Consider the following 20,300-nt stretch of genomic DNA (forward strand, 5'->3'; position numbering starts at 1 on the left):
TCGCATTCAGATTAACCTTGTCTATCTTCAGGAGAACACCAGGGAGATAGGGGTTCAATTCTCGCCTGTTGTATTAACTTGAGAATTTGCGATTCGTCACATCCATAGTTTGCTAACAACTGCTGAGCTTTGTTTTTCGCGTCATCCACAGATACGCCGAAGGCGATTATTTCTTCCTCTTGGCGTCCGGTAACCTTATCAATTGCAATAACGCAGCTATAAAGTGGTGGTCGATCCTCCTGCCTTGGTTGCTGCACCATTGCTACTCCTGCCTCCTGCTAGTTTCTGCTGTTTGATGGGATTTTTCTCAATTCGTACGGTGCCCTAAAAGTGCTGTAGGGGCACGAGGCACAATATCTGGATTAAATCCCCCCACTTGGTTCGTCCGAATTACCCACAAAGCGGCTCCATTATTTAACAAAATCGTGGCAATTTCATCATGCGCCCGTCGAGGTAACATGGTTCGCCAAGTTGTTGCTGCCTTCAAGACAGTGGTAAGGGTGCCGTCCGCTGCCCTGGTTCCTGCTAAATTCTCAGCGTTTTCTTGCCAATCGGAACGAATAATCCCTAGGGGTGCTAATTGCTTTTCAAGCGATCGCCCTAATTTCACGAGTTGCTGAAATCGTAAGGTTTGGGTGTCGCTGGGATGACGCCGCAACCACTCTTGAATGCGAGGATTCGACGCCACCTGTTTCTCTACCTGCTTAATTGTCACAAAAAGCGCTTGGTTAGCATCTTGTACGCAAGAAGTTGAGGGTGTCACTACTGAACTACCCGTTCCATCTCCAATCCGGTAGCGTGCCATCATGATATCCAATTGGCGCATAAATTCTTTCATGGGTGACAGTTGGATGCCATCAAAATCATAATCTTGCGTCACAGCATCTAGCTTGACGATCGCATCGGATACAGGTCGATTTCCCACCCAACCCCGCTGTAAATCTCCCATGTAAGTAGACCATTTCATTGTCCCAGCAATAATGCCATCAGGGTTATGGGCGTAAACTTGCCGATACTCGATGTCAAAGCGTAACTCATCCGTGAAGCGATCGCGCACGACTGTCGCAATGCCATAAGCAAAATGTCCCGTAACTACGCCCAGCGGTTCGGGTTCGGGTTTTTTACCCCCAATTCCACCGTATGTATGAAGGACAATTGCTCGATCTCCCTCGCGCCATTTCGATACCGCCTCGTTAAATTGTTGACTTTTTGGATCGAGTAAAACTATCTTGGCGGTTCCTTTTTGACCTTCAGTACCTTTCCAAAGTTCTTTTTTCAGATAGGAATTAGCAGATTTCCGATTTACCCGCACTTCATCCGGTTGCAAACGCATCAGGGCGCGGGGTTCAATTGCCTGGGTGACAAATATTCCCTCGGCATCTTTTGTCCCATAAATGTACCAGCCTGCGGAATTGAGGGGAGACTTTTCAATTCCTCGATTTGTTGACCGAGTAATCCCGTTGCGGTCAGATGGCACTTGAGGAATCCGAATTGTTTCTAAAAGGCCATCAAATTGTTTTGTTTTTTTATTAAAGTGACGCACAACAAAGCGATCCGAAGGAGACGCTGCGCTAACGCTATCTGCTTTCTCTCGTTTAATAATTGTCACTAAAGCATAAATCCGACCCGTGACTTGTACGGGTTCTTGGGCAATCTTCAGCGAGGGGCGTTCTTTTTGGTGATTGGTGACAACTACAGGGTTTTTGAGTTCCACGACGACATCATCTTGAGGTCGCGCCCCAGCCAAGGATTCTAAGGGATCAACATTTTGCCAGTTATTTAATCGGTCAGGATGTAAATTTCCAGTTTTTTTACTATCTTCAGTTGCTTGAATAAACTTGACATCTTGCGTTACAGCCTGGACGAATTTTTGCGCTTCTGAGTCCCGGCTCCACTCTAAATTTACAATTTTTCCTACTAAGTTCTGATGCGCGGAATCTGCATTATAAACTTCAAAGAGCACCGATTTTCTAAGCTGTCTCTGCTCTTTCGGTAGTAATATTAGGCGTCCTGTCCACACGCTGACGGGTTGATAAACACTCGATGAGATAGGATAATTAACCGGATAAGAATTTGGTTGATTTAATTGATTTTTGAGGTAAATTTCATAATTTGATATATTGTTTTTGTTAGCAGAATTTTTTAATGTATAATAAATAAAAAAGCCCGAACCCAAAAGCAAAAAAGTCAGGCTAACGAAAACTCTTAAAAAGACTCGTTTAAATCGTTTAGACTTAATCAAAGATTTAATCAAAATTTAATTTAAAAATATATAAATATTGGCAGCTCTAAGCTAGATTCATCAGAAAAAAAGAAGGATGAAGTTTAAAATTCCGGCTGACAGTATGAGTAAAAAACTTTTTTTGTCACCTTCAATCTTTTTCATCCTTCATCCTTGATTTTGTTCCTTTAGAAATGAGCCTGTGGCCCTGCCCAAGAATGGGTAATCGTCTGACCAAAAATGAGGGGTTGATCCTCAATTGCGGCTACGGTTTGACCCTTCAAATCAACCGCCCATAGAGGCCACTCTTCCTCGCCCAATTCGCCTGCTCGAAACAGAACTTGGTCGGGATTAGTTTGACTCCAGCCTAACAACACCGCGTTGGTGTAATCATCGCGGTCAGGAGAGAGAGTCGTAGTACGATTCTGCTGACGATCCCAAACAACGGCATAGTCAGAAGCATCGGACGTACTAAATAAACCTTCAAATTGCCGTGCTAAGACGCGATCGCCTTTCGCCGACCACGAAATGGGGATCAAGATGGCGATGATCCCCGGCATATCCGCTTCTTCGTTACTGACAAAGGGATTGTCAGCCAAAGGAGAAGACGCCGAGATCGTTCGTAAATCTCCTGTCCTCAAATTTTCCACAAACATTACGCTGGAAATTCGGCATTGGTACAACTCCGGCTGCACCTGCAACTGAATCCGGCTGTAAGCAGCATACTGACCATCCGGAGACACTAAAGAGGGGCTGCGATAGTAGCGTACCCCAGTCCCGCCGTTGGCAGTAACTTCTGCATGAGTGGTCATTACCCAATTCCACGGAACGGGATGAGGGCTATCGAGGGGATCGATTTGCACTACTGCTTGAGTCATGTCGGGAGCAGCTTCAGATAATTCCTTTCGGGCTTGCGGATATTGCATGGTAGAGGGACCTGCGATTGTAGACGCAGCCGTGCCAGCTAAGGCAAATGAGCTAGGAGCCATCAGCAGCGCAGCCGCAATAAGCGGAAGGTATGGTTGATTAGAGCACCATCCTGAGCGGAAGAGGCGAATGAACATTGATTGGGGGTGGGGTTGCTAAACGGCGTTTCTTGTGTGAGGAGCAACGCCCAAGGAACAGTGCAGCGTCCCTATATCTATATGTATATCCACAAAACCTGTCAAAAAAAACAAAAGATGTAAAAAAATTTATCATATCTCAATGAATCCGGCTTGATGGGTGAAACACCTTATCGCTCTTGTTATGATATTTTTCCACAAGACGGTCGAAAAGCGATTAAAAATTAATCTAAGGCAAGAAATTTTCTTGGGGGCAGGTTGACTGATTTCTACATACTTGCCTAGACAGTGACTGAGGGCTACCTAATAACATCACAACGGCACTCCAGGGTTATATCCCAAAAGTATTCCCAAATGTCTCTTCGCGCAAGTTAATAATGCGATCGCCCATTTTTATTGCCTCGGACAACGAAAAAAGCTTAATCGCAATTATCGAGTGTTAATCTGTTGTCTGGATAAAAATAGGAAAACGGGTGACAAAACAAGAAGCACCATTTGCCGATAACACTTCTCCTCGCCAATCTACAGGCATTGGGAGGTTTTTACTGGTTTTACTCTGGCGAGTGCTGTTGCTGGGGGTGGGAGGTGGCTTGGCGTGGCTGTTCGGTCTCGTCCTCGCGGGAGTCTTTCCCGACCTGACGCCAGAGGTGCCCCTAGTTGTGAAAGTGCTGCGCCGCGCCAAACTAGAGACATCCACCGCCTCCTCTACTTTTAAGCCGTCCCCTGCTGTCACCAGCGCCAGTCCGCCAGTAGAACTGAGTGCGGAACAAAGACAGCAACTGGAAGCAGAGCTGCAACAGTTACAGACGCAATTGCAAGCACTGCGCGATCGCACGACTAAACTGGAAACCCAAGTCGGTCGCCAGAGTTCCAGCGAACCCCTCGCCGCACGTCTACAAGAAATCTCCCAGCAACTTCAAGGCGATCGCGTTCCCAATTCCAATCAAGTCACTAACGCTTCTAGGGTTTCTGTACCATCGGATGCTTTGAAAGTCACCCTACCTAGCGACTTATTATTTAAAGACAGCGATAGTGTTCTGCTACCACAGGCACCCGTAATTTTAGACAATGTCATCGCCGATTTACGGAACTATCCAGGTGCCACAATTCAAATTGCTGCTCACACCGATGACGTTGGTGAATCTACAGACAATCAAGCGCTATCGTTTCGACGCGCCCAAGCTGCCGAGCAGTATTTATTCACTGCTTTGGAGAAAAAATATCGCATGATTGTTGTTGGTTACGGCGAAACTTTTCCCTTAGTAGAAAATAATAGCGATACCAACCGACAACGAAACCGCCGCATCGAAATTGCGATTATTAACCCTTAGTTTTTACTTTTTTGCTAATGGTTAAGGGAAAAATTGCTTTTCAATCAAGACCAATTACCAATTACCGTTCCCTAAGGAAATGAAAGTCATATTTTTTGGCACCCCACAATTTGCCGTCCCTACTTTAGAACGGTTACTCGCTAATCCAGAATTTGAAGTTTTAGGCGTTGTTACGCAGCCGGATAAACGTCGGGGACGGGGCAACCAAATGATGCCTTCTCCAGTAAAATCAGTCGCCTTGACGCATCAGCTACCTGTTTGGCAACCGCAGCGGATTAAAAAAGACGAGGAAACGCTCGCTCAGCTAAAACAGACAAATGCAGATGTTTTTGTTGTGGTGGCATACGGACAAATTTTGTCCCAACAAATTCTAGATATGCCCAAATTGGGTTGCATCAACGTACACGGCTCGATCTTGCCCAAGTATCGGGGTGCTGCTCCCATCCAGTGGTGCCTCTATCATGGCGAGACAGAAACGGGGATCGCAACGATGCTAATGGATGCGGGGATGGATACGGGGGCAGTGCTGCTAAAAGCTAATACGCCGATTGGACTGTTGGATAATGCTCAAGATTTGGCGCAAAAGCTTTCCGAGATTGGGGCAGATTTATTAGTAGAAACCCTCCTGAAGCTGGAACGCCAGGAAATTGAACCAATCCCCCAAGATGAATCGCAGGCGACTTATGCGCCGCTGATTAAAAAACCGGATTATTGTCTTGATTGGTCGAAAAGCGCGATCGCATTACATAACCAAGTCAGAGGATTTTTCCCGGATTGTGTGGCAACATTTCGGGGGAATCCGCTCAAAATCAGCGCCACTGCCCCTCTAGGAGCGGCTTACTGGCAAATCGTCCCAGAATTAAAGGCGCTATCGGATTGGTCTTCCTTGTCCTCTGGTTCGGCACATCCAGGCGAGGTGGTGAGCATTGCCAAAGGATTTGGCCCAATTGTTCAAACTGGCGATGGACTGTTGCTATTGCGAGAAATACAGATGGCTGGAAAACGCCCTCAGTCTGGTTGGGACTTTGCGAATGGAACTCGCTTAACAGTGGGGGAGAGATTGGATTTTGAGGTTTGAGTTGGAGAAGACTTACTGTTATCGGTCTGAATTTTCAATTTTGTTGGTAATAAAGATCCCCGATCACTTTCCAAGTCGTTCTAAAACTATCAGGTAAAGCGGCGTGCGCCTTCATTAAATCAACTACAGAAAAAGAGGCGCTGTCATATAACAGCGCCCCTTCTTCGTAAGTCTGGTATCGGTTGGCTTGTGAGTGATGATTACTCGCCCAATTTCCGCTTCCCTACTGATTGTTACGCCAGCTAGCTTCATTCATGTCTTGCCAGACATCATCGAGTAGCGAGTCTGATGGGTTCTCTTCCTTTTCAGACAATTCTGGAAATTCCAGATCGTTCGCACCGAAACCTGATTCTCCGGTGAGATCCAGTTCGTCCGCACCAAAGGCTGATTCTCCGGTGAGATCCAGTTCGTCCGCACCAAAGGCTGATTCTCCGGTGAGATCCAGTTCGTCCGCACCAAAGGCTGCTTCTCCGGTGAGATCCAGTTCGTCCACGGCGAAGGCTGATTCTGGTGCTATTTCCAAATCATCCGCACCAAAGGCTGATTCCCCGGGGAGATCCAAATCATCCGCACCGAAGGCTGATTCCGGTGCCATTTCCAAATCATCTGCACCGAAGGCTGATTCCGGTGCCATTTCCAGTTCTTCCAAAGCGGATTCTGGCACTTCTATTAGAATTAACTCTTCCTCATAGATTAACGGTGCTTCGGCTCCAACTAACACTTCCTCATCCAAGGTGGCTGGGATCGGTGCCCTTTGTGGCTCACTGTCTTCAATGGTTGATGACTGCTGCGTTTGTGGATCTTCTGGGCAAAATTCTAAGCTAAATCTGACTTTCCCTTTTTGCCAGCCGTTAGAGCCGAATTTCAGAACTTCGCAAGGAATACCTTGGTCGCTAAACCAGCCATCCTTTTCTTCTGTCCATCCGCCTAAACCATATTCCAATTGCGTTCTGATTGCATCTGCGAATTCACCGACTCTGAATGTGCGGTGCCCAATTAAAATTTGGGAAGACTCATCCACAGAGAGAACTTCACCTTTGGCTAGCGAGTCGAACTGATTATCCACAACCATCTCCCCCGGTTGAATTGATAGTTTAAAGAGTTATTCGTTATCGGTCATTGGTCATCCGTCATTGCTAATGGCTAATCGCAGGAACGCTAATTATTAAAAGCCATTCGCGAATTGACTAAAAGATCAAAAGAACCAACCGTAGCTGTGGAGTCCTTTACCTAGCAAATTGACCCCAAGATAGCAAATCCAGACGACAACAAAGCCTGTCGCCGCCAAAATTGCCGGTCGTCTTCCTTGCCAGCCTTTGGTGATGCGGGCATGGAGATAGGCGGCAAATACCAACCAGGTAATCAGTGCCCAAGTTTCTTTGGGGTCCCAACTCCAGTAAGAACCCCAAGCTTCATTTGCCCAGACAGCACCGGCAATAATTCCAATCGTCAGGAGAGGAAATCCCAAACCGATGATGCGGTAGCTGATGTTATCCAAGGTTTCGGCAAGGCTCAGGCGCTGGGGCGAAAGGGTTGGTAATTCAGATACCCCTGCTTGGGAAGGCTGGGAGGTCACTAAATCGAGAACGGCTGTTTTCGTGCTGCCATTGCTTTCAAAAATACGCTCCACAGCAGAAGATGACTCGCTGGTTGCTCCTTGTGGCTGGGGCACGAAATCGCTGGCGCGTTGCAGACGGTAGGGGCGTGCCGGGTCATTTTTACTGCGAAATCCGCCGGTTCCGACAGAACTGCCTCGGAGTTCGACGTTCTGACCGCCACTTACCACCAAGAAAGCGATCGCAAGCAGAGATCCCACCATCAGCGCGGCATAACTGAGCATCATGACGCTGACGTGCATCATCAGCCAGTTGGATTTTAGTGCCGGGACTAAAGGCTCTGACGACTGCATGGTTGATGGCAACGTCAAGGCAGCAAAAGCGGCGATGCCCATTGCAATGGGTGACGTGGCGACGCCTACTAAGCGGCTTTTGCTCATGTTTTCAGCAATCAGATGGATCGTGGTAATCCCCCAAGCTAGGAAGAAGAGGGATTCATAGAGATTGCTCAAAGGGAAGTAGCCTGCGTCCAGCCATCGTGCGCCCAGTAGGGCGGCAATGCAGAGGTTTGCGATCGCCATCCCTGCCGTCGATAAAGCCCACAGATAGGGGATGCCATTGAAAGCTGCTCCTATCCAGTACATCAACATCGTCGCAAACAGGACGGCGAAGGAGATATTATCTAACCCATTCTGGAGTGCAACCAGGTTCATCTTGTATTCTTTCCAGCAATTGTTATCTAAGTCGCTCACACAAGCGCCACTTTGATCCTATCGGTTCTGGTCGCTCTGAGGCTTGGTAGAATCACCCAGGTTTAGCCAACTAATTGTTATTTTTTTTAACGCTGTCATCCTGCTAAGGCAATTGCCAAGGTACGCCAAGGAATTATTGAGCTTTGCGTACCTTAGCGCGAACCTTAGCGTACCTTGGGGTTGAAAAGCGAAACTTTAAGGAGAAGGGCTAGGACTGGGAGAGAGACTGGCTTTCGGCGAAGGACTGGGATCTCCAACTTTCTTCATGTTGACGAAGATATCAAAGCGGCTACTGCGATCGCTACTGATGCCACCCGTGACGCCAATGGAGCGTATCGCGTTTGTAAAGATTTTTTGATTTGGATCGACTTGCGAGAGCGACAGATTCCCAGCGTTAATGGTACGGTCAACATCAATAAAAAATAGACCGTTCTTGTCATTGAGCTGCTGAGGAATCGCTTGTTTGAATAACTGGCTGTCCGCCAAAGTCGCTTGGGGTTTGGGGACGAGGGTACTAGCAACGGGTGCCCCTAATGTCAGGAAAGCAACATTACCATCTAACCAGCCGTGAGTGGCGGCTAAGCCACCGAGTTGCGATGTCCAATTGACAATTGGTTGACCGTTGAGCGTCGTTTCTTGTACCTGAAACTTATATTGCTGTGCCATCACCTCATCCAGCTGCTTGAGGGATTTTTCAGCTCTAGGGCGATCGCTTGTTTGCACTAAGAACGCCACGCCAGCACCTAAAATCGAGGGAGTTCCTGGAGGTGTGGGAATTAAAGCTAGAGAAAACTCGCCTTTCATCCAAGGCAGCAAATCTTGCTCTAAATCTTGACCCAATTTAGACCGAATCTCGGCCTTCATCTGTTCTGGACTAACCCGGATCAGCGGATTCGCTTGGGCACCCTGGACGTAATCTTGCCACAACTGCTGCAAATTGCCACCAGTGGTCACAATCAAAGTATTGCCGGGGAGACGCCGATGCATACTTTTGGCGTTGTTTTCCACCACATACTTTGTCTCGCTATTCGGCTTCAGCCAAGACACTCCTTTAAACAGAAGTCCCTCTGGTTCCAGTGTCACCGTCGCGCCGACTCCCTGCCTTTGTTGAACCGAGGCAAGATTTTGGGGAGAAAGCGATCGCGCCGAATAGGTGGCTGCCATTGCTGTTGCCACGGGCACATTAAAATACACTTTGGCAAACGGCGCACCCGCTTTAATCTTTCCCAAAGCCTCTGTGTAGCCTGGAGTATCCGCTAGGGAGGCACCGCCTTTATAAGCGTCAATGACGCGCTCCGTCCCTTTCGGATCGGTGCTAACAATTAAGGAACGCTCTAGCAGCGTCGTTGAGAATTTCTGGGCGGGACTGCCTTGGGTTTCTCGGATCTTGATGCCTTTGTAAATGCGTTCAACAAACTTGCTAGAGGTCGGGTTTCTATATTTTTCTAGCGCTTGCTTTGCTTGCAGAGGATTTTCAATCGGCAATACCATCACCACCGATTGTTGACCAACCGGGACAGCATTGGGATTCTGGGGTAACTGCTGTGACAAAAAAGCGATCGTGACTTCTTTACCCACCCAAGGCTTGATATCTTGCTGGTAGTTGTAGCCGTTAGCAGTGAGGAGATTTTTTTCCAGTTCGGCGAGTTGTTTGCCAAATGCGGCTTGGCTAGCGGGAGTGCCATATTGCCGCAGTTGCTGCCATTGCTTTTCATCAGTCGAGACTGACACGGCGAGCAAGGTATCCTGGGGAACCATTTCGGCACCCACCGGGACATCAGCCTGAAATAGATTCCGCTGCATCAGCAGCCAGTAAGTTACTGCGCCGCCAGCAATCAGCAACACGGCAGCTGCCACAGTCAGAAGGGAACGTTGATTTTTCTGAGGCATAAACCAAGTCAAGAGTCGTAGGAGCTTTCGCATTCGGGCGAGCCATCTTGAGCAACAACCGACTGATTCGGATGCCAATGCTGTGCAACGCTGACGCCCGGATCTGAGTCGAGCCAAATATTAACTGCCCGCTCAGGAGAGAACAGCAACCGTGTCCCTCTTTAGCACTCTGTAGAGTGTATCCCGTTGTTGGTAAGGACGCCCTAATGAACGAATCGCTGACTGCAAAGTTTCCACTTCCATGCAGGTGCCACCCACTGCCCCAGCCATTGTTGTAATATGCTCCTCCATTAAGGTGCCGCCGATGTCATTGCAGCCCCATTTTAGGGCTTCCACCGCACCTGCAAGACCGAGTTTCACCCAGCTGGGTTGATGGTTGGGAATCCAATTTCCTAAGAAAATTCGCGCCACAGCAGTCAGCAACAGGGCGTCTTCTAGAATCGGTTGATCTCGCCCCACCCGACGGCGCAGGGGTTTGGGGGCTTCTTGCCCGACGAAAGGTAATAGGATAAATTCGCTAATCCGGGCAGGATATCCTTGGGTAACAGCCGTTTGTTGGAGCGATCGCAACTTGTCTAAATGCTGTATCCGCTGTTCTGGTGTCTCAATATGACCGGAAAGCATGGTGCTAGTGGTTGACATTCCCAACTTGTGTGCTGTCCCCACAATTTCCAGCCAAGTTGCGGTATCCAGCTTTTCCGGACAAAGGACGCGCCGCACTTCATCGTTCAACACTTCCGCCGCAGTTCCCGGCATTGAGCCAACACCGGCATCTCGAAGCGCCGCAATCACCGACTCGTAGCTAAGACCATCTTCCCTGGCAATAAATTGCACTTCCTGGGGAGAGAAGGCGTGTAGGTGCAGTTGGGGAAATTCCTCTTTGATTGTCTTCACCAGTTGCAGGTAATAAGGCAAAGAAGCACCATTAATTTTTGCCCCAAGATGGAGTCCCCCCTGCATACAAATCTCCGTCGCCCCCCGCCGGACTCCATCAGCCGCTTTTTCCAAAATTTGGGGACTCTCTAACCAAAATGCGCCTTCTTCGTCTTCATCCCGGCGAAAGGCGCAGAAACTACAGTGCTGTTCGCAGATATTGGTGAAGTTAATATTGCGATTGATTACGTAGGTGACAGCCTCACCCGCTTGCCTGAGTCGCAGCTTGTCAGATGTTTCCCGAATCGCTGACTGGACATCTGGATCGGTTTGCTTTAATAGTACAACTCCCTCTTCTTGTGACAAATCGCCACCTGCCAGGGCACCCTCAAGAATGGCATCAACAGTTTTAGTCGTCACAGCACTTCCCGGTAAAGTAGGTCACTCTTCTCAATTTTGGCAGTAAATGTTTTTTCTGGGAGTTCGCTAGTAACGCCAGCAGTCAGTTTCACGGGTTCATCGGGTAGCGAAATTCGCTCTAAACTCAAAATTGTGCCTAATTTTTCACCAAGCCTCTAGGTTGTTTTCTAGAATGAGCAATTTTAGGGAAATACCGAGCAATTTAATGGTATGAAATAGAAATTATTTATAATCGGACACCCATAAGCGCGGTAGCAAATCGGCTGGAGAAAGAGTTAGCTATTGTGTCAGGAAATTGCTTACAAGCATTGAATCAAAATTTATCTCTCTATGCATCCGGAGGGCAGTTTAGTTAAATTATCGGTTTGTTAGGAAGACTATCGATGAAAACTGCCTCTAAATTTACAGATTCTACTTAGTTTTATTAGTTGCGACCATAGTGGCTCAGCCTTTATTTCATTTCTGTATAGTTTAGACCTCACTTCACCTAATCTTTACAACTTCAGGTGAAAAATAGCCATTATTTGAAGATTTAGTAAAGATAGCCTATTCTTTGTCGTAGAATTTCAGTCTAATTGCGTAAAATATAGCGAACCTATTTTGGGGATTGCCCGACCTTACGTAAGTAGCCAATTTTTACAATACCCAAGTAAAGGGATAGTTGGTAAAAATTATGGGAGGAATCTTTACCCAAACGAGAGCCGGTTGTGAATCTTGTATTTAATATTAATGCTTGTAAATTGAGGGAATAAAAAAATGAGAAATTATATGTCAAAAACGTGGAGAGATGTTACATCCAATCCTAGCGATTCTGATAGTAAGGCTAAAATCAACCAATATAGATTTCCCTTACTCATTATTCTAGCGGGCGTTTTATTTTCACTGTTTTTGCAATCGCAACTCCCAAATGATGTCTTCTTTAGTGGAGATGCTGGGCTTAAAGCTTTGTTAGCGAAACAATTTAGCAGCGGGCAGTTTCGCTTTGACCTGAACTTACCTGTAGAAGACTGGGTTCGGAATCTTTGGCAAAGTGGATTATACCCGTTTCAAGAACCGTTTGTCTATAACAGATTTGGGCAGTACTTCATCACCTTTCCGTTTACTTTTCCCCTTGTTACCGCACCTTTCCAAGCGCTTTTCGGCTATAGAGGATTATACGTCGTTCCCTTGATTGCAACTTGGGCTGTATGGGTAAGTTTTTATTTTGCTTGCAGACGGTTGAAATTAAACGCTTTTAGCACAGCGATCGCGCTTGCAATCCTAATTTTTGCTTCGCCTTTATCTATCTATAGCGCGATGTATTGGGAACATAGCCTCGCTGTAGCGCTTTGCTTTCACGGAATGGCAACTTTATTAATACCGGGGACAGAAGGGTTGTCTAAAAAGGATGCTGTATTAAGTGGGATATTTATTGGCTTATCTGTTTGGTTTAGAGAAGAAATTCTAGGCATTGTCGCGTTTTTGGCTGTCCTGGTTTATGCTGCATCTTTTTTAAAATTAAAAAAAGTTCAGTTTTTAGCGAGAAGAAAGGAACTCTTTGTTGTCAGCACATTTTTAACGATTGCCATCTTCTTTGTGTTGAATACATTGATTTATAAGCATCCTCTAGGAATGCATTCCGTTCAGATAGTAGAGAAATTCTCGCTAAGCGATAGATTATTAGTGGCGGTGGCAAATTTTAATCAAATGAGTTCTGGCTTGTTTGAGTATTTTCCCCTAACCTTATTTGCAATTTTATATTTAGGAGTGAGTTTATTTAGCCGACAAAAGCTAAAACTAAGCTTGGGAATGACGGTTATCTATGCAACCTGTTTCTTATTTACTGTGGCGGTTGCGGTAATGGTTCCGGCTGGTGCAGGAGGCAAGCAATGGGGACCTCGGTTTTTGCTGGTTTTGGTACCGCTAATTTGCTTGGTCGCAATCAAAGAGTTTGAATTTGTCCGGAGGTTGGCGAAAGGAAGTATTAAAAAGATAGGTACGGTTATTTTCTTGGTGCTTTTTATCATTGGGGTTTATAAAAACACCTACTCCGGCACAGCTTATCTCAGTAAAAATTATCAAGGCATTTCCCCAGCTATTCAGTTCTTGCGATCGCAACCAGAAACAGTAGTCGCGATGTCCAACCAATATGTTGCTCAAGTTCTCCAAGCACCCCTACTTGAAAAAGTATTTTTCCTGACGAAAGAACCTCAGGATTTACAAACTTTGGGCGAGGCGTTACTTGAGCAGAAAAAAGAGAAGTTTATTTATGTCTGCTATTACACTCGTTCCTGCCAAATCTCTGAGAAAAAGCCTGAAGAGGTAAAGCTGCCTTTAAAAAACCAGCAGTTTACGATGGAATTCTTACCTTTAGGAAAATATGGGAATTATCCTATATTCCAGGCATCGATTGGGCAGCGATCGCCCGCAGCGCCAGCCTCATCCTCTTCTGCGGTTCCTGCCTTCAGCAATCGAAGATAAATTGTTAAGCTGTTTGCCCGTAGCGCCAGCCTCATCCTCTTCTGCGGTTCCTGCTTCATCCCTGTAGAGGGAGGAAGCTAGAAACTATCGAGTGCGTTAGAGGTTGGAATTCTCGCGATCGCACGCAATTTTGAGGAAAGTAGGCGATCGCTTTCCCAAGTTTGAGGCTGGCTGAATACCTTTATCGTATCGATCAGCACTTTGCCTCAGGCTGAACGTGAGGGGTTATCAGGAAACCCAGCACCACTTGCACAGCACAAGCTAAAGCTACCAAACTAACGACTGTAATCGGTGACAAAGCCGCACCCGCGATCGCAATCACTAGAATAAAAGCCGCAGAACCCAAACGATAGGCGGCTAAAATCTTACGATGTCGCTTTGTCCCTAAAGTACAGGTAATCAGGTGAATCACCGCCAAGGCTATCAAACACATCGTCACAGCGCCGCAGATCAGCCATCGTTCGTTACTGGGTAACGCTCCTGCCGTTTTGCTGGACACGACAATATGCTCCACACCTACACCAGCAGCAGCAATGCCAATGGCGAGGGGTAAATGGGAATAGAGCCAGATTAAACCAAAGTTCAGGTTGCCAGTTCCCATCCTCCGCAGGGGTGAGCCATCCACGCTGTCAAAGTAGATCCACCACAGGCTAAAAGCAACTATCATCCCTAGCACAGCCACAGTGGCAGATGCAATACCCCATTGCAGCTGAGAAACGCCTTTGACTACGCCAATCACCGCCTCACCCAACACGATAATCGTAAATAAGCCTAAACGTTCTGGGATGTGTGAAAAGCTCGGCGGCACCTTGGCAGCCAACTGTCTGGCGGTGAGAGGTGTGCCAAAGTCAATCAGAAATCCCAATCCCCAAAGCCAAAACCGCCAAGGAATTGGGACAAAAATTGAGATTAGCCAGATGGCGGCGGCGATGCTAAAGCCTATCACGTACCAAGTTGTCAACTTCCGCGCTGCCACGACAAAGTATCCAGCACTTAGATACTGGAAAATTAAAATACATCGAACAGTTACGTAGGAAAGGGCAAAGCCGTCGGAAGTTTTTCCTAAGCCGTAATGCACGTTTACTGCCAGCACTGCGATCGCAATCATTTGCAGTAATGTCAGCAGTCGGTGTCCTAAGTCGTCAGTATCGAACCGACTTGCGTAAAAAGTCGCCCCAACCCAAGACCACCAAATCGGCACAAACAGCAGCATATAACCCAAAAAACCCAGCAGCGAGACGTGTTCGTTGAGATTATGCGCCACTTCCGCGATCGCTGCCACAAATACCAAGTCATAAAAGAGTTCTAACCAAGTCGCGCGGCGTTCTTTTTCGTTCTCTTCAGGCGTCCGCAGGCGGGGAGGTTGCCACAAAGTTTTAATCATCTTGCACTCTCTAATTTCCGAGAGGATTATGCAGATAATATCCCATAGAAAATCGAATCTTTCTGTAGCGATCGCATTCAGCCGCCAATTGGTCTAAATCTGACTTGGCAAGGCTACCCATAGGCAAGTGAAGCATCGCATTCAACCAGCCGGGAATCCCGATGGTACAGATAAATCTTTTGCGTAAACAGATATTTTGCGCCCATGATAGTCGGGTCAAAAAGTCGCGCGATCGCCACCGGATACTACTACTCTTAAGGGAGTAAAACCCGCTCCAGTTCTAGGTCTCAGGTCTTTTGTTAGGCGTTTAAAATAGAAGTAAGGGACAAAATAAACATTCTTCTAAATGAAACTACAATCATCGGTTTTAGTCCATCTAGGATTCGGAAAATACGTGCGCTCCGACCAGGTGACAGCAATTATCCCCATCGAGGAAGAGCGCGGACCGGGGCGGCGAACCTTCGTTCATCTACAGGGGGAAGCTGACCCGATTGTTGCCTCGCGGGCTGAAGACACTATCATTCGTGACTTGGTGCAAGAACCGCGTGAAGTCACCCAAGCGCGTCAACAGCAAGAAATTCTCCAAGATTTATTGGTGGATTTGAGCAACGTTAACTCAACGGTGCGTCGGATTAGCCGTGATGAAGGCGGTCTGGATCTGGAACTGTTGGAACGACGCATCCGCCAAGTTTTAGAGAATTAAGGCGGTCAGGGGCGGACGCATCCGCCAAGTTTTAGAGAATTAAGGCGGTCAGGGGCGATCGCGATCGCCCCTGACTTCAGCTCCAAATTGATCAATACGCAGAATCTGACAGTATGCACGCGATCGCAAACAACATTTCATCTCCAGAAGCGCCATCCACCCGTTTGTGGATGCCGGAGCGAGTTTTATTCACACCCGCTGCTTTAGAAGAACCTTACGGTCAGCAGATACTTTCTCGCGTCCAGTCGCTTAATTTACCCATCGAAGAGTTGGCGCGAAACCGCCTGACTGGTTTACGTGGCGAGAGCGATCGCGATACCTATAACACTGCTAAGCGTACCCTCGCCGTCGTCACCGCACCGCCTAGTTCCTTCAAACTCAGCCCCATCCCTCCATCGGCTGACTGGCAATTTCACATCGCGGAAGGCTGTCCAGCACACTGTCAATACTGTTATTTAGCTGGTAGTTTATCAGGGCCACCAGTAATTCGCGTCTTTGCGAACTTGCCGCAAATATTGGAGAATCTAGCAGCTTACGAAGGAAGCGACGCCACAAGTTTTGAGGTTAGCTGCTACACCGATCCCTTGGGCATTGAACATTTAACTGGCAGCCTTGCAGAATGTATCCGCTATTTTGGCACGCGGACGAACGGACATCTGCGTTGGGTTTCCAAGTTCGATGCGGTGGATGAATTACTGGACTTACCACACAATGGTCACACCCGTTGTCGAATCAGTGTGAATGCCGATCCGGTGTCTCGTCGGTTTGAAGGCGGTACAGCCTCGGTCGCTTCCCGGCTGCAAGCTTTGCGGCGGTTGGCTTTACCTCAATCTTCTGGTGGTGGCGGGTATCCAGTGGGTTTAGTGATTGCGCCGATTATGCCGATAGAGGATTGGGAGACACACTACACTCGTTTGCTTGACTCGATTAGCGAAGCACTCGATTTTGATTGTGACCTGACTTTCGAGTTGATTTCCCACCGCTTCACCCCTGGCTCAAAAGAGGTTTTGCAAACTTGGTATCCCCAATCAAAGCTGGACATGGATGAAGAAACACGCACTGTTAAGCGTAACAAGTTTGGCGGCACCAAGTATGTTTATGACACTGACACGATGAAGACGCTACGGCGCTTTTTTGAGGGTGAGATTACTAAGCGCTTTCCCCAAGGTCGCATTCTCTACTGGACTTGAGATTTCTAGCTAAATCTAATCTTATGAGCTGACCAAATTACAGGTCAGCTTTTTTATATTTGAGCGAGTTTGCAATGTGGGAAAAGGCGATTACGCTGGAGACCTTATCCAGCTAATTCCTATTTTTCGGCGTCTACACACTTCGGTTTAGCCAATACTGAGCGATCGCGCTAAATCACTTAATATCTGGGACAAAGGAAAAGAAGCGATCACTTAGTGTTGGGTTGCTATTAACTACTGGCTCCTGTGTCCTTCTGTTTCTGCATTTCAAAATTTTCCATCAGAAACATAGCTATAGTTGCGCCTGTGCCTGCTACTAATCGCGCATAATCTGGAGTGATACCAGATTTGTGAACTTGACCATGTCCAGTACCATAAATATTTCTTAGTTCATTGACACCAATCACAACCTGTCCGATACTATTTAGAATTTTTATGATAATTTCGGCTCCTTTCATATTTAAATCGACTTCACTGGGATTAAGATTTAAAACTTTTTGTGTACGTTTTAGCAATTTGGGCATATCGTCTTTTCCTGGTTTTTCTCCAAAACCTTCAAGAATCGTTTTGAGAACACTTTCTAGAAGTTCTTTTGTTGAACCTACTGCAAGTTCCGGATCTGACTCTACAGCACGACGAATCCTAACTATGTGTTGGTTCAGTTCAAAAGAGTTTGCTATTGCTATCTCCTCTGTAGTGTCAAGGAGGGGTTGTGTGTGTCCATAAAGTTCTTCAAAGTCTTGAGGATGGTTTTCTTTTAGCCATTCTTGCAGCCCAATGAAGTCGATAATAATTTGTAAATTGCCAGGGTCACGAGCTAATAATTTTTCAATAACATCAAAGATGCAATCCCCGTAGTCCTGATCGCCAAAACTAAGACTTCGCAATAGTCTCTGGTGCTTATAAATAATATCCTTACCATTTGTAAGATAAGCTAGTTCAGTCCAGTCCGATTCTAGGAACTTGGATTCTATACAACGCTTGATTGATAGAACAATTCTGTCTTTCTGCTTTGTTGATTTACTCATATATCTTTCTGTTTACCCAACAAGTATAGGCTGATGATCGCACTTTTTAAGTGTGTTTAGTATTTCCTATTGTATTAATGATATACCCCGATCGCTCTACCTTCCCATCCCCTTGACACTTTTGTATTATTTTTGTAGTATAAATATTGCCGCACAAGTGGCAAACGTCTTTTCATGGCTCTGGTAAGGCAGAGTATTTGTCCTATGATTCCCCGAACGCGCATCCGTAATATTGGAATTTCTGCTCACATCGACTCTGGTAAAACCACCCTCAGCGAGCGGATTCTGTACTACACGGGCAAAATTTACAAGATTGGCGAAGTTCGGGGAGGTAGCGATCGCGCTACGTTGGACTACATGGAGTTAGAGCAACAAAAAGGCATTACCATCACTTCAGCAGCGACAACTTGCGTATGGAATGATACGCAGATTAACCTGATCGATACTCCTGGACACGTAGACTTCACGATAGAAGTTGAACGTGCATTGCGGGTTCTCGATGGTGCGATTATGGTGCTGTGCGCGGTTGCTGGTGTGCAATCGCAATCTATCACTGTAGATAGGCAGATGAAGCGCTACCGAGTGCCGCGTATTGCCTTCATTAATAAGATGGATCGGACAGGTGCAAATCCATTCCGAGTCGTGCGATCGCTGCGAGAAAAACTCGGTTTGAACCCGGTACTGCTTCAATATCCTATCGGCAGCGAGGATAAGTTTGAAGGCCTCATTGATTTGATTGAAATGACGGCAAACTATTTTGCTGGAGAAAAAGGCGAAATTCGCGTGATTCAGTCAATTCCCGAACACTTACGGGATAAGGCAAAAGAAGCACGAGAAAAGATGCTCGATCAACTCTCTATGTTCTCCGAACCGATGATGGAGAGGCTACTTGAGAGCAAAGAAATTCCCAAAGAAATGATTTGGGAAACTCTTCGTCGGGCAACTTTAAGCTTGCAATTAACTCCAGTTCTGATGGGTTCCGCCTTCAAAAATAAGGGGGTTCAGAACCTATTAGATGCTGTTGCTCTTTACTTGCCGTCACCTGTCGATAGAGAAGTGGTGAAAGCGATCGCGATTTCGACCAATGAGCCGATTCCTGTCTATCCAGACACGGAAGCCGCACTGGTTGCCTTGGCTTTCAAAATCGCCAAAGATGAGTACGGACAACTGACTTATACCCGCATCTATTCCGGGACGCTGCGCGAGGGACAACGCATCTACAACACTCGCACTAACCAACGAGTGCTAGTGAGCCAAATTGTGCGGATGCACGCGAACAAACGCGAGGAGGTCGAAACCGCCGCCGCTGGGGACATTGTAGCTCTGCTGGGTGTAGACTGCGCTTCTGGCGATACGTTCTGCTCGGACGGAACTAACCTCTCTTTGGAGGGGATATTTGTGCCAGAACCCGTAATGACGCTAGCGATCGCGCCCAAGAAACGGGAAGATGCCGATCAAATGTCAAAAGCACTCAATCGCTTTACACGGGAAGATCCTACCTTCCGCGTCAGCATCGATCCGGAGTCCAAGGAAACCCTGATTTCCGGGATGGGTGAACTGCATCTAGAAATCTACATCGAACGCATGAAGCGGGAATACAACGCCGAAGTTAACGTCGGTGCGCCCGCCGTAGCTTACCGCGAAACCGTTACCCAGTCGGCAACCTTCGACTATAGGCTCAAGAAGCAAGGCGGCGGTCCCGGTCAATATGCTCATGTTATCGGTCGGATTGAACCCTGCGAAGAACTGTTTGCGTTCGAGAATCGGGTGGTTGGTGGTGCAATTCCTAAAGAATTCATCCCGGCTTGCGAGAAAGGTTTCCGCGAAGCGATCGCAAGCGGACATCTCATCGGTTATCCGATTGTTGATGTCAAAGCGATCTTAGAAGCGGGTTCTTACCACGCGATTGACTCTTCGGAAATGGCGTTCCGAACTGCGGCGAGTCTTGCACTCAAGCAAGCTTTTGCCAAAGCAGCGCCAGTGATCCTCGAACCGATTATGCTCGTGGAAGTGGAGACACCTAACGAGTTTGTCGGGCGAGTGCAGGGCGATCTCTCGTCTCGTCGCGGCGTCCTGCTGGGTTCTGAGACGATGGAAAATTACGCTGTCATCCGTGCCGAAGTGCCGTTCGTGGAAATGTTCGGTTATTCTGCACAGTTGCGATCGCTTTCTTCCGGTCAAGCGAACTTCTCGATGGAGTTTGCCTCCAACAAGCCGGTACCTGCCAACCTGCAACAGCAGCTGATGGAAAACGCCGCCCATCTGCGCGGCTAAAGCCTTCATCTGAAAATATGGCTAAGGAGTGTTCGCGTAGCGGCACTCTCTTCGCGGACTGAGGACTGAAAATCTA

General features: G+C 47.2%; 18 protein-coding genes. 6 read left to right on the plus strand and 12 right to left on the minus strand.

Annotation, left to right across the window (positions count from 1 at the left end):
* Positions 1–11: 11 nt before the first annotated feature.
* The 3 genes from NDI44_RS06555 to NDI44_RS06565 all read right to left on the minus strand — a co-directional run bounded on the left by NDI44_RS06555 (position 12) and on the right by NDI44_RS06565 (position 3,099).
* Entirely contained in the window at positions 12–260 is a 249-nt protein-coding gene (locus tag NDI44_RS06555) for a hypothetical protein (protein WP_190410472.1), read from the minus strand.
* A gap of 47 nt (positions 261–307) precedes the next feature.
* The gene (locus NDI44_RS06560; RefSeq protein WP_190410473.1) at positions 308–1,963 is read right to left on the minus strand and encodes an abortive infection protein; all 1,656 of its coding nucleotides are present in this window, start codon (positions 1,961–1,963) and stop codon (positions 308–310) included.
* A 446-nt stretch (positions 1,964–2,409) separates the two neighbouring features.
* Positions 2,410–3,099, minus strand: coding sequence for a hypothetical protein (locus NDI44_RS06565; RefSeq protein ID WP_190410893.1), 690 nt, complete (start codon positions 3,097–3,099; stop codon positions 2,410–2,412).
* A gap of 659 nt (positions 3,100–3,758) precedes the next feature.
* On the opposite strand from NDI44_RS06565, the gene NDI44_RS06570 reads away from it, so the two are divergent.
* Positions 3,759–4,616, plus strand: a complete 858-nt coding sequence (locus NDI44_RS06570; RefSeq protein WP_190410474.1) for an OmpA family protein — start codon at positions 3,759–3,761, stop codon at positions 4,614–4,616.
* Positions 4,617–4,695: 79 nt separating this feature from the next.
* The gene (gene fmt / locus NDI44_RS06575; RefSeq protein ID WP_190410475.1) at positions 4,696–5,694 is read left to right on the plus strand and encodes a methionyl-tRNA formyltransferase; all 999 of its coding nucleotides are present in this window, start codon (positions 4,696–4,698) and stop codon (positions 5,692–5,694) included.
* A 223-nt stretch (positions 5,695–5,917) separates the two neighbouring features.
* Here fmt and NDI44_RS06580 read toward each other — a convergent pair whose 3' ends face one another.
* The 6 genes from NDI44_RS06580 to NDI44_RS06605 form a co-directional block, all read right to left on the minus strand.
* Entirely contained in the window at positions 5,918–6,760 is an 843-nt protein-coding gene (locus NDI44_RS06580) for a KGK domain-containing protein (RefSeq protein WP_190410476.1), read from the minus strand.
* A 129-nt stretch (positions 6,761–6,889) separates the two neighbouring features.
* Complete coding sequence (gene ccsB / locus NDI44_RS06585) at positions 6,890–7,963, minus strand: c-type cytochrome biogenesis protein CcsB (protein ID WP_190410477.1); 1,074 nt, start codon at positions 7,961–7,963, stop codon at positions 6,890–6,892.
* Between the two features lie 234 nt (positions 7,964–8,197).
* Positions 8,198–9,892, minus strand: a complete 1,695-nt coding sequence (locus NDI44_RS06590) for a DUF3352 domain-containing protein (RefSeq protein ID WP_190410478.1) — start codon at positions 9,890–9,892, stop codon at positions 8,198–8,200.
* 8 nt (positions 9,893–9,900) lie between these two features.
* Positions 9,901–10,041, minus strand: a complete 141-nt coding sequence (locus tag NDI44_RS06595; RefSeq protein WP_190410479.1) for a hypothetical protein — start codon at positions 10,039–10,041, stop codon at positions 9,901–9,903.
* Positions 10,025–11,185, minus strand: coding sequence for a 7,8-didemethyl-8-hydroxy-5-deazariboflavin synthase subunit CofH (cofH, locus tag NDI44_RS06600; RefSeq protein WP_190410480.1), 1,161 nt, complete (start codon positions 11,183–11,185; stop codon positions 10,025–10,027). Before cofH ends, NDI44_RS06595 begins: the two co-directional genes overlap by 17 nt.
* Entirely contained in the window at positions 11,182–11,313 is a 132-nt protein-coding gene (locus NDI44_RS06605; protein WP_277877465.1) for a hypothetical protein, read from the minus strand. The genes cofH and NDI44_RS06605 overlap by 4 nt, the downstream gene beginning before the upstream one ends.
* 640 nt (positions 11,314–11,953) lie before the next feature.
* Between NDI44_RS06605 and NDI44_RS06610 the strand changes: the two genes are divergently transcribed.
* On the plus strand, positions 11,954–13,645 hold the full coding sequence (locus NDI44_RS06610) for a dolichol-phosphate mannosyltransferase (RefSeq protein WP_199304709.1): 1,692 nt from the start codon (positions 11,954–11,956) through the stop codon (positions 13,643–13,645).
* Between the two features lie 193 nt (positions 13,646–13,838).
* Here the strand turns inward: NDI44_RS06610 and NDI44_RS06615 are convergent, their stop codons facing one another.
* Complete coding sequence (locus tag NDI44_RS06615; RefSeq protein ID WP_190410481.1) at positions 13,839–15,029, minus strand: low temperature requirement protein A; 1,191 nt, start codon at positions 15,027–15,029, stop codon at positions 13,839–13,841.
* 10 nt (positions 15,030–15,039) lie between these two features.
* Positions 15,040–15,249 (minus strand): hypothetical protein, encoded by a 210-nt coding sequence (locus NDI44_RS06620; protein ID WP_339380865.1) that lies wholly within the window; start codon positions 15,247–15,249, stop codon positions 15,040–15,042.
* Positions 15,250–15,375: 126 nt separating this feature from the next.
* On the opposite strand from NDI44_RS06620, the gene NDI44_RS06625 reads away from it, so the two are divergent.
* Positions 15,376–15,732, plus strand: a complete 357-nt coding sequence (locus NDI44_RS06625; RefSeq protein ID WP_190410482.1) for a hypothetical protein — start codon at positions 15,376–15,378, stop codon at positions 15,730–15,732.
* Between the two features lie 113 nt (positions 15,733–15,845).
* Positions 15,846–16,922, plus strand: a complete 1,077-nt coding sequence (locus NDI44_RS06630) for a spore photoproduct lyase family protein (protein ID WP_190410483.1) — start codon at positions 15,846–15,848, stop codon at positions 16,920–16,922.
* A 230-nt stretch (positions 16,923–17,152) separates the two neighbouring features.
* Here the strand turns inward: NDI44_RS06630 and NDI44_RS06635 are convergent, their stop codons facing one another.
* Positions 17,153–17,950 (minus strand): abortive infection family protein, encoded by a 798-nt coding sequence (locus NDI44_RS06635; RefSeq protein ID WP_190410484.1) that lies wholly within the window; start codon positions 17,948–17,950, stop codon positions 17,153–17,155.
* 204 nt (positions 17,951–18,154) lie between these two features.
* On the opposite strand from NDI44_RS06635, the gene fusA reads away from it, so the two are divergent.
* A complete protein-coding gene (gene fusA / locus NDI44_RS06640; protein ID WP_190410485.1) occupies positions 18,155–20,224 on the plus strand; it encodes an elongation factor G in 2,070 nt (689 codons plus the stop codon).
* Positions 20,225–20,300: the final 76 nt, after the last annotated feature.

Source organism: Trichocoleus sp. DQ-A3 (assembly GCF_039961975.1).
GTDB lineage: Bacteria > Cyanobacteriota > Cyanobacteriia > Cyanobacteriales > FACHB-T130 > FACHB-T130.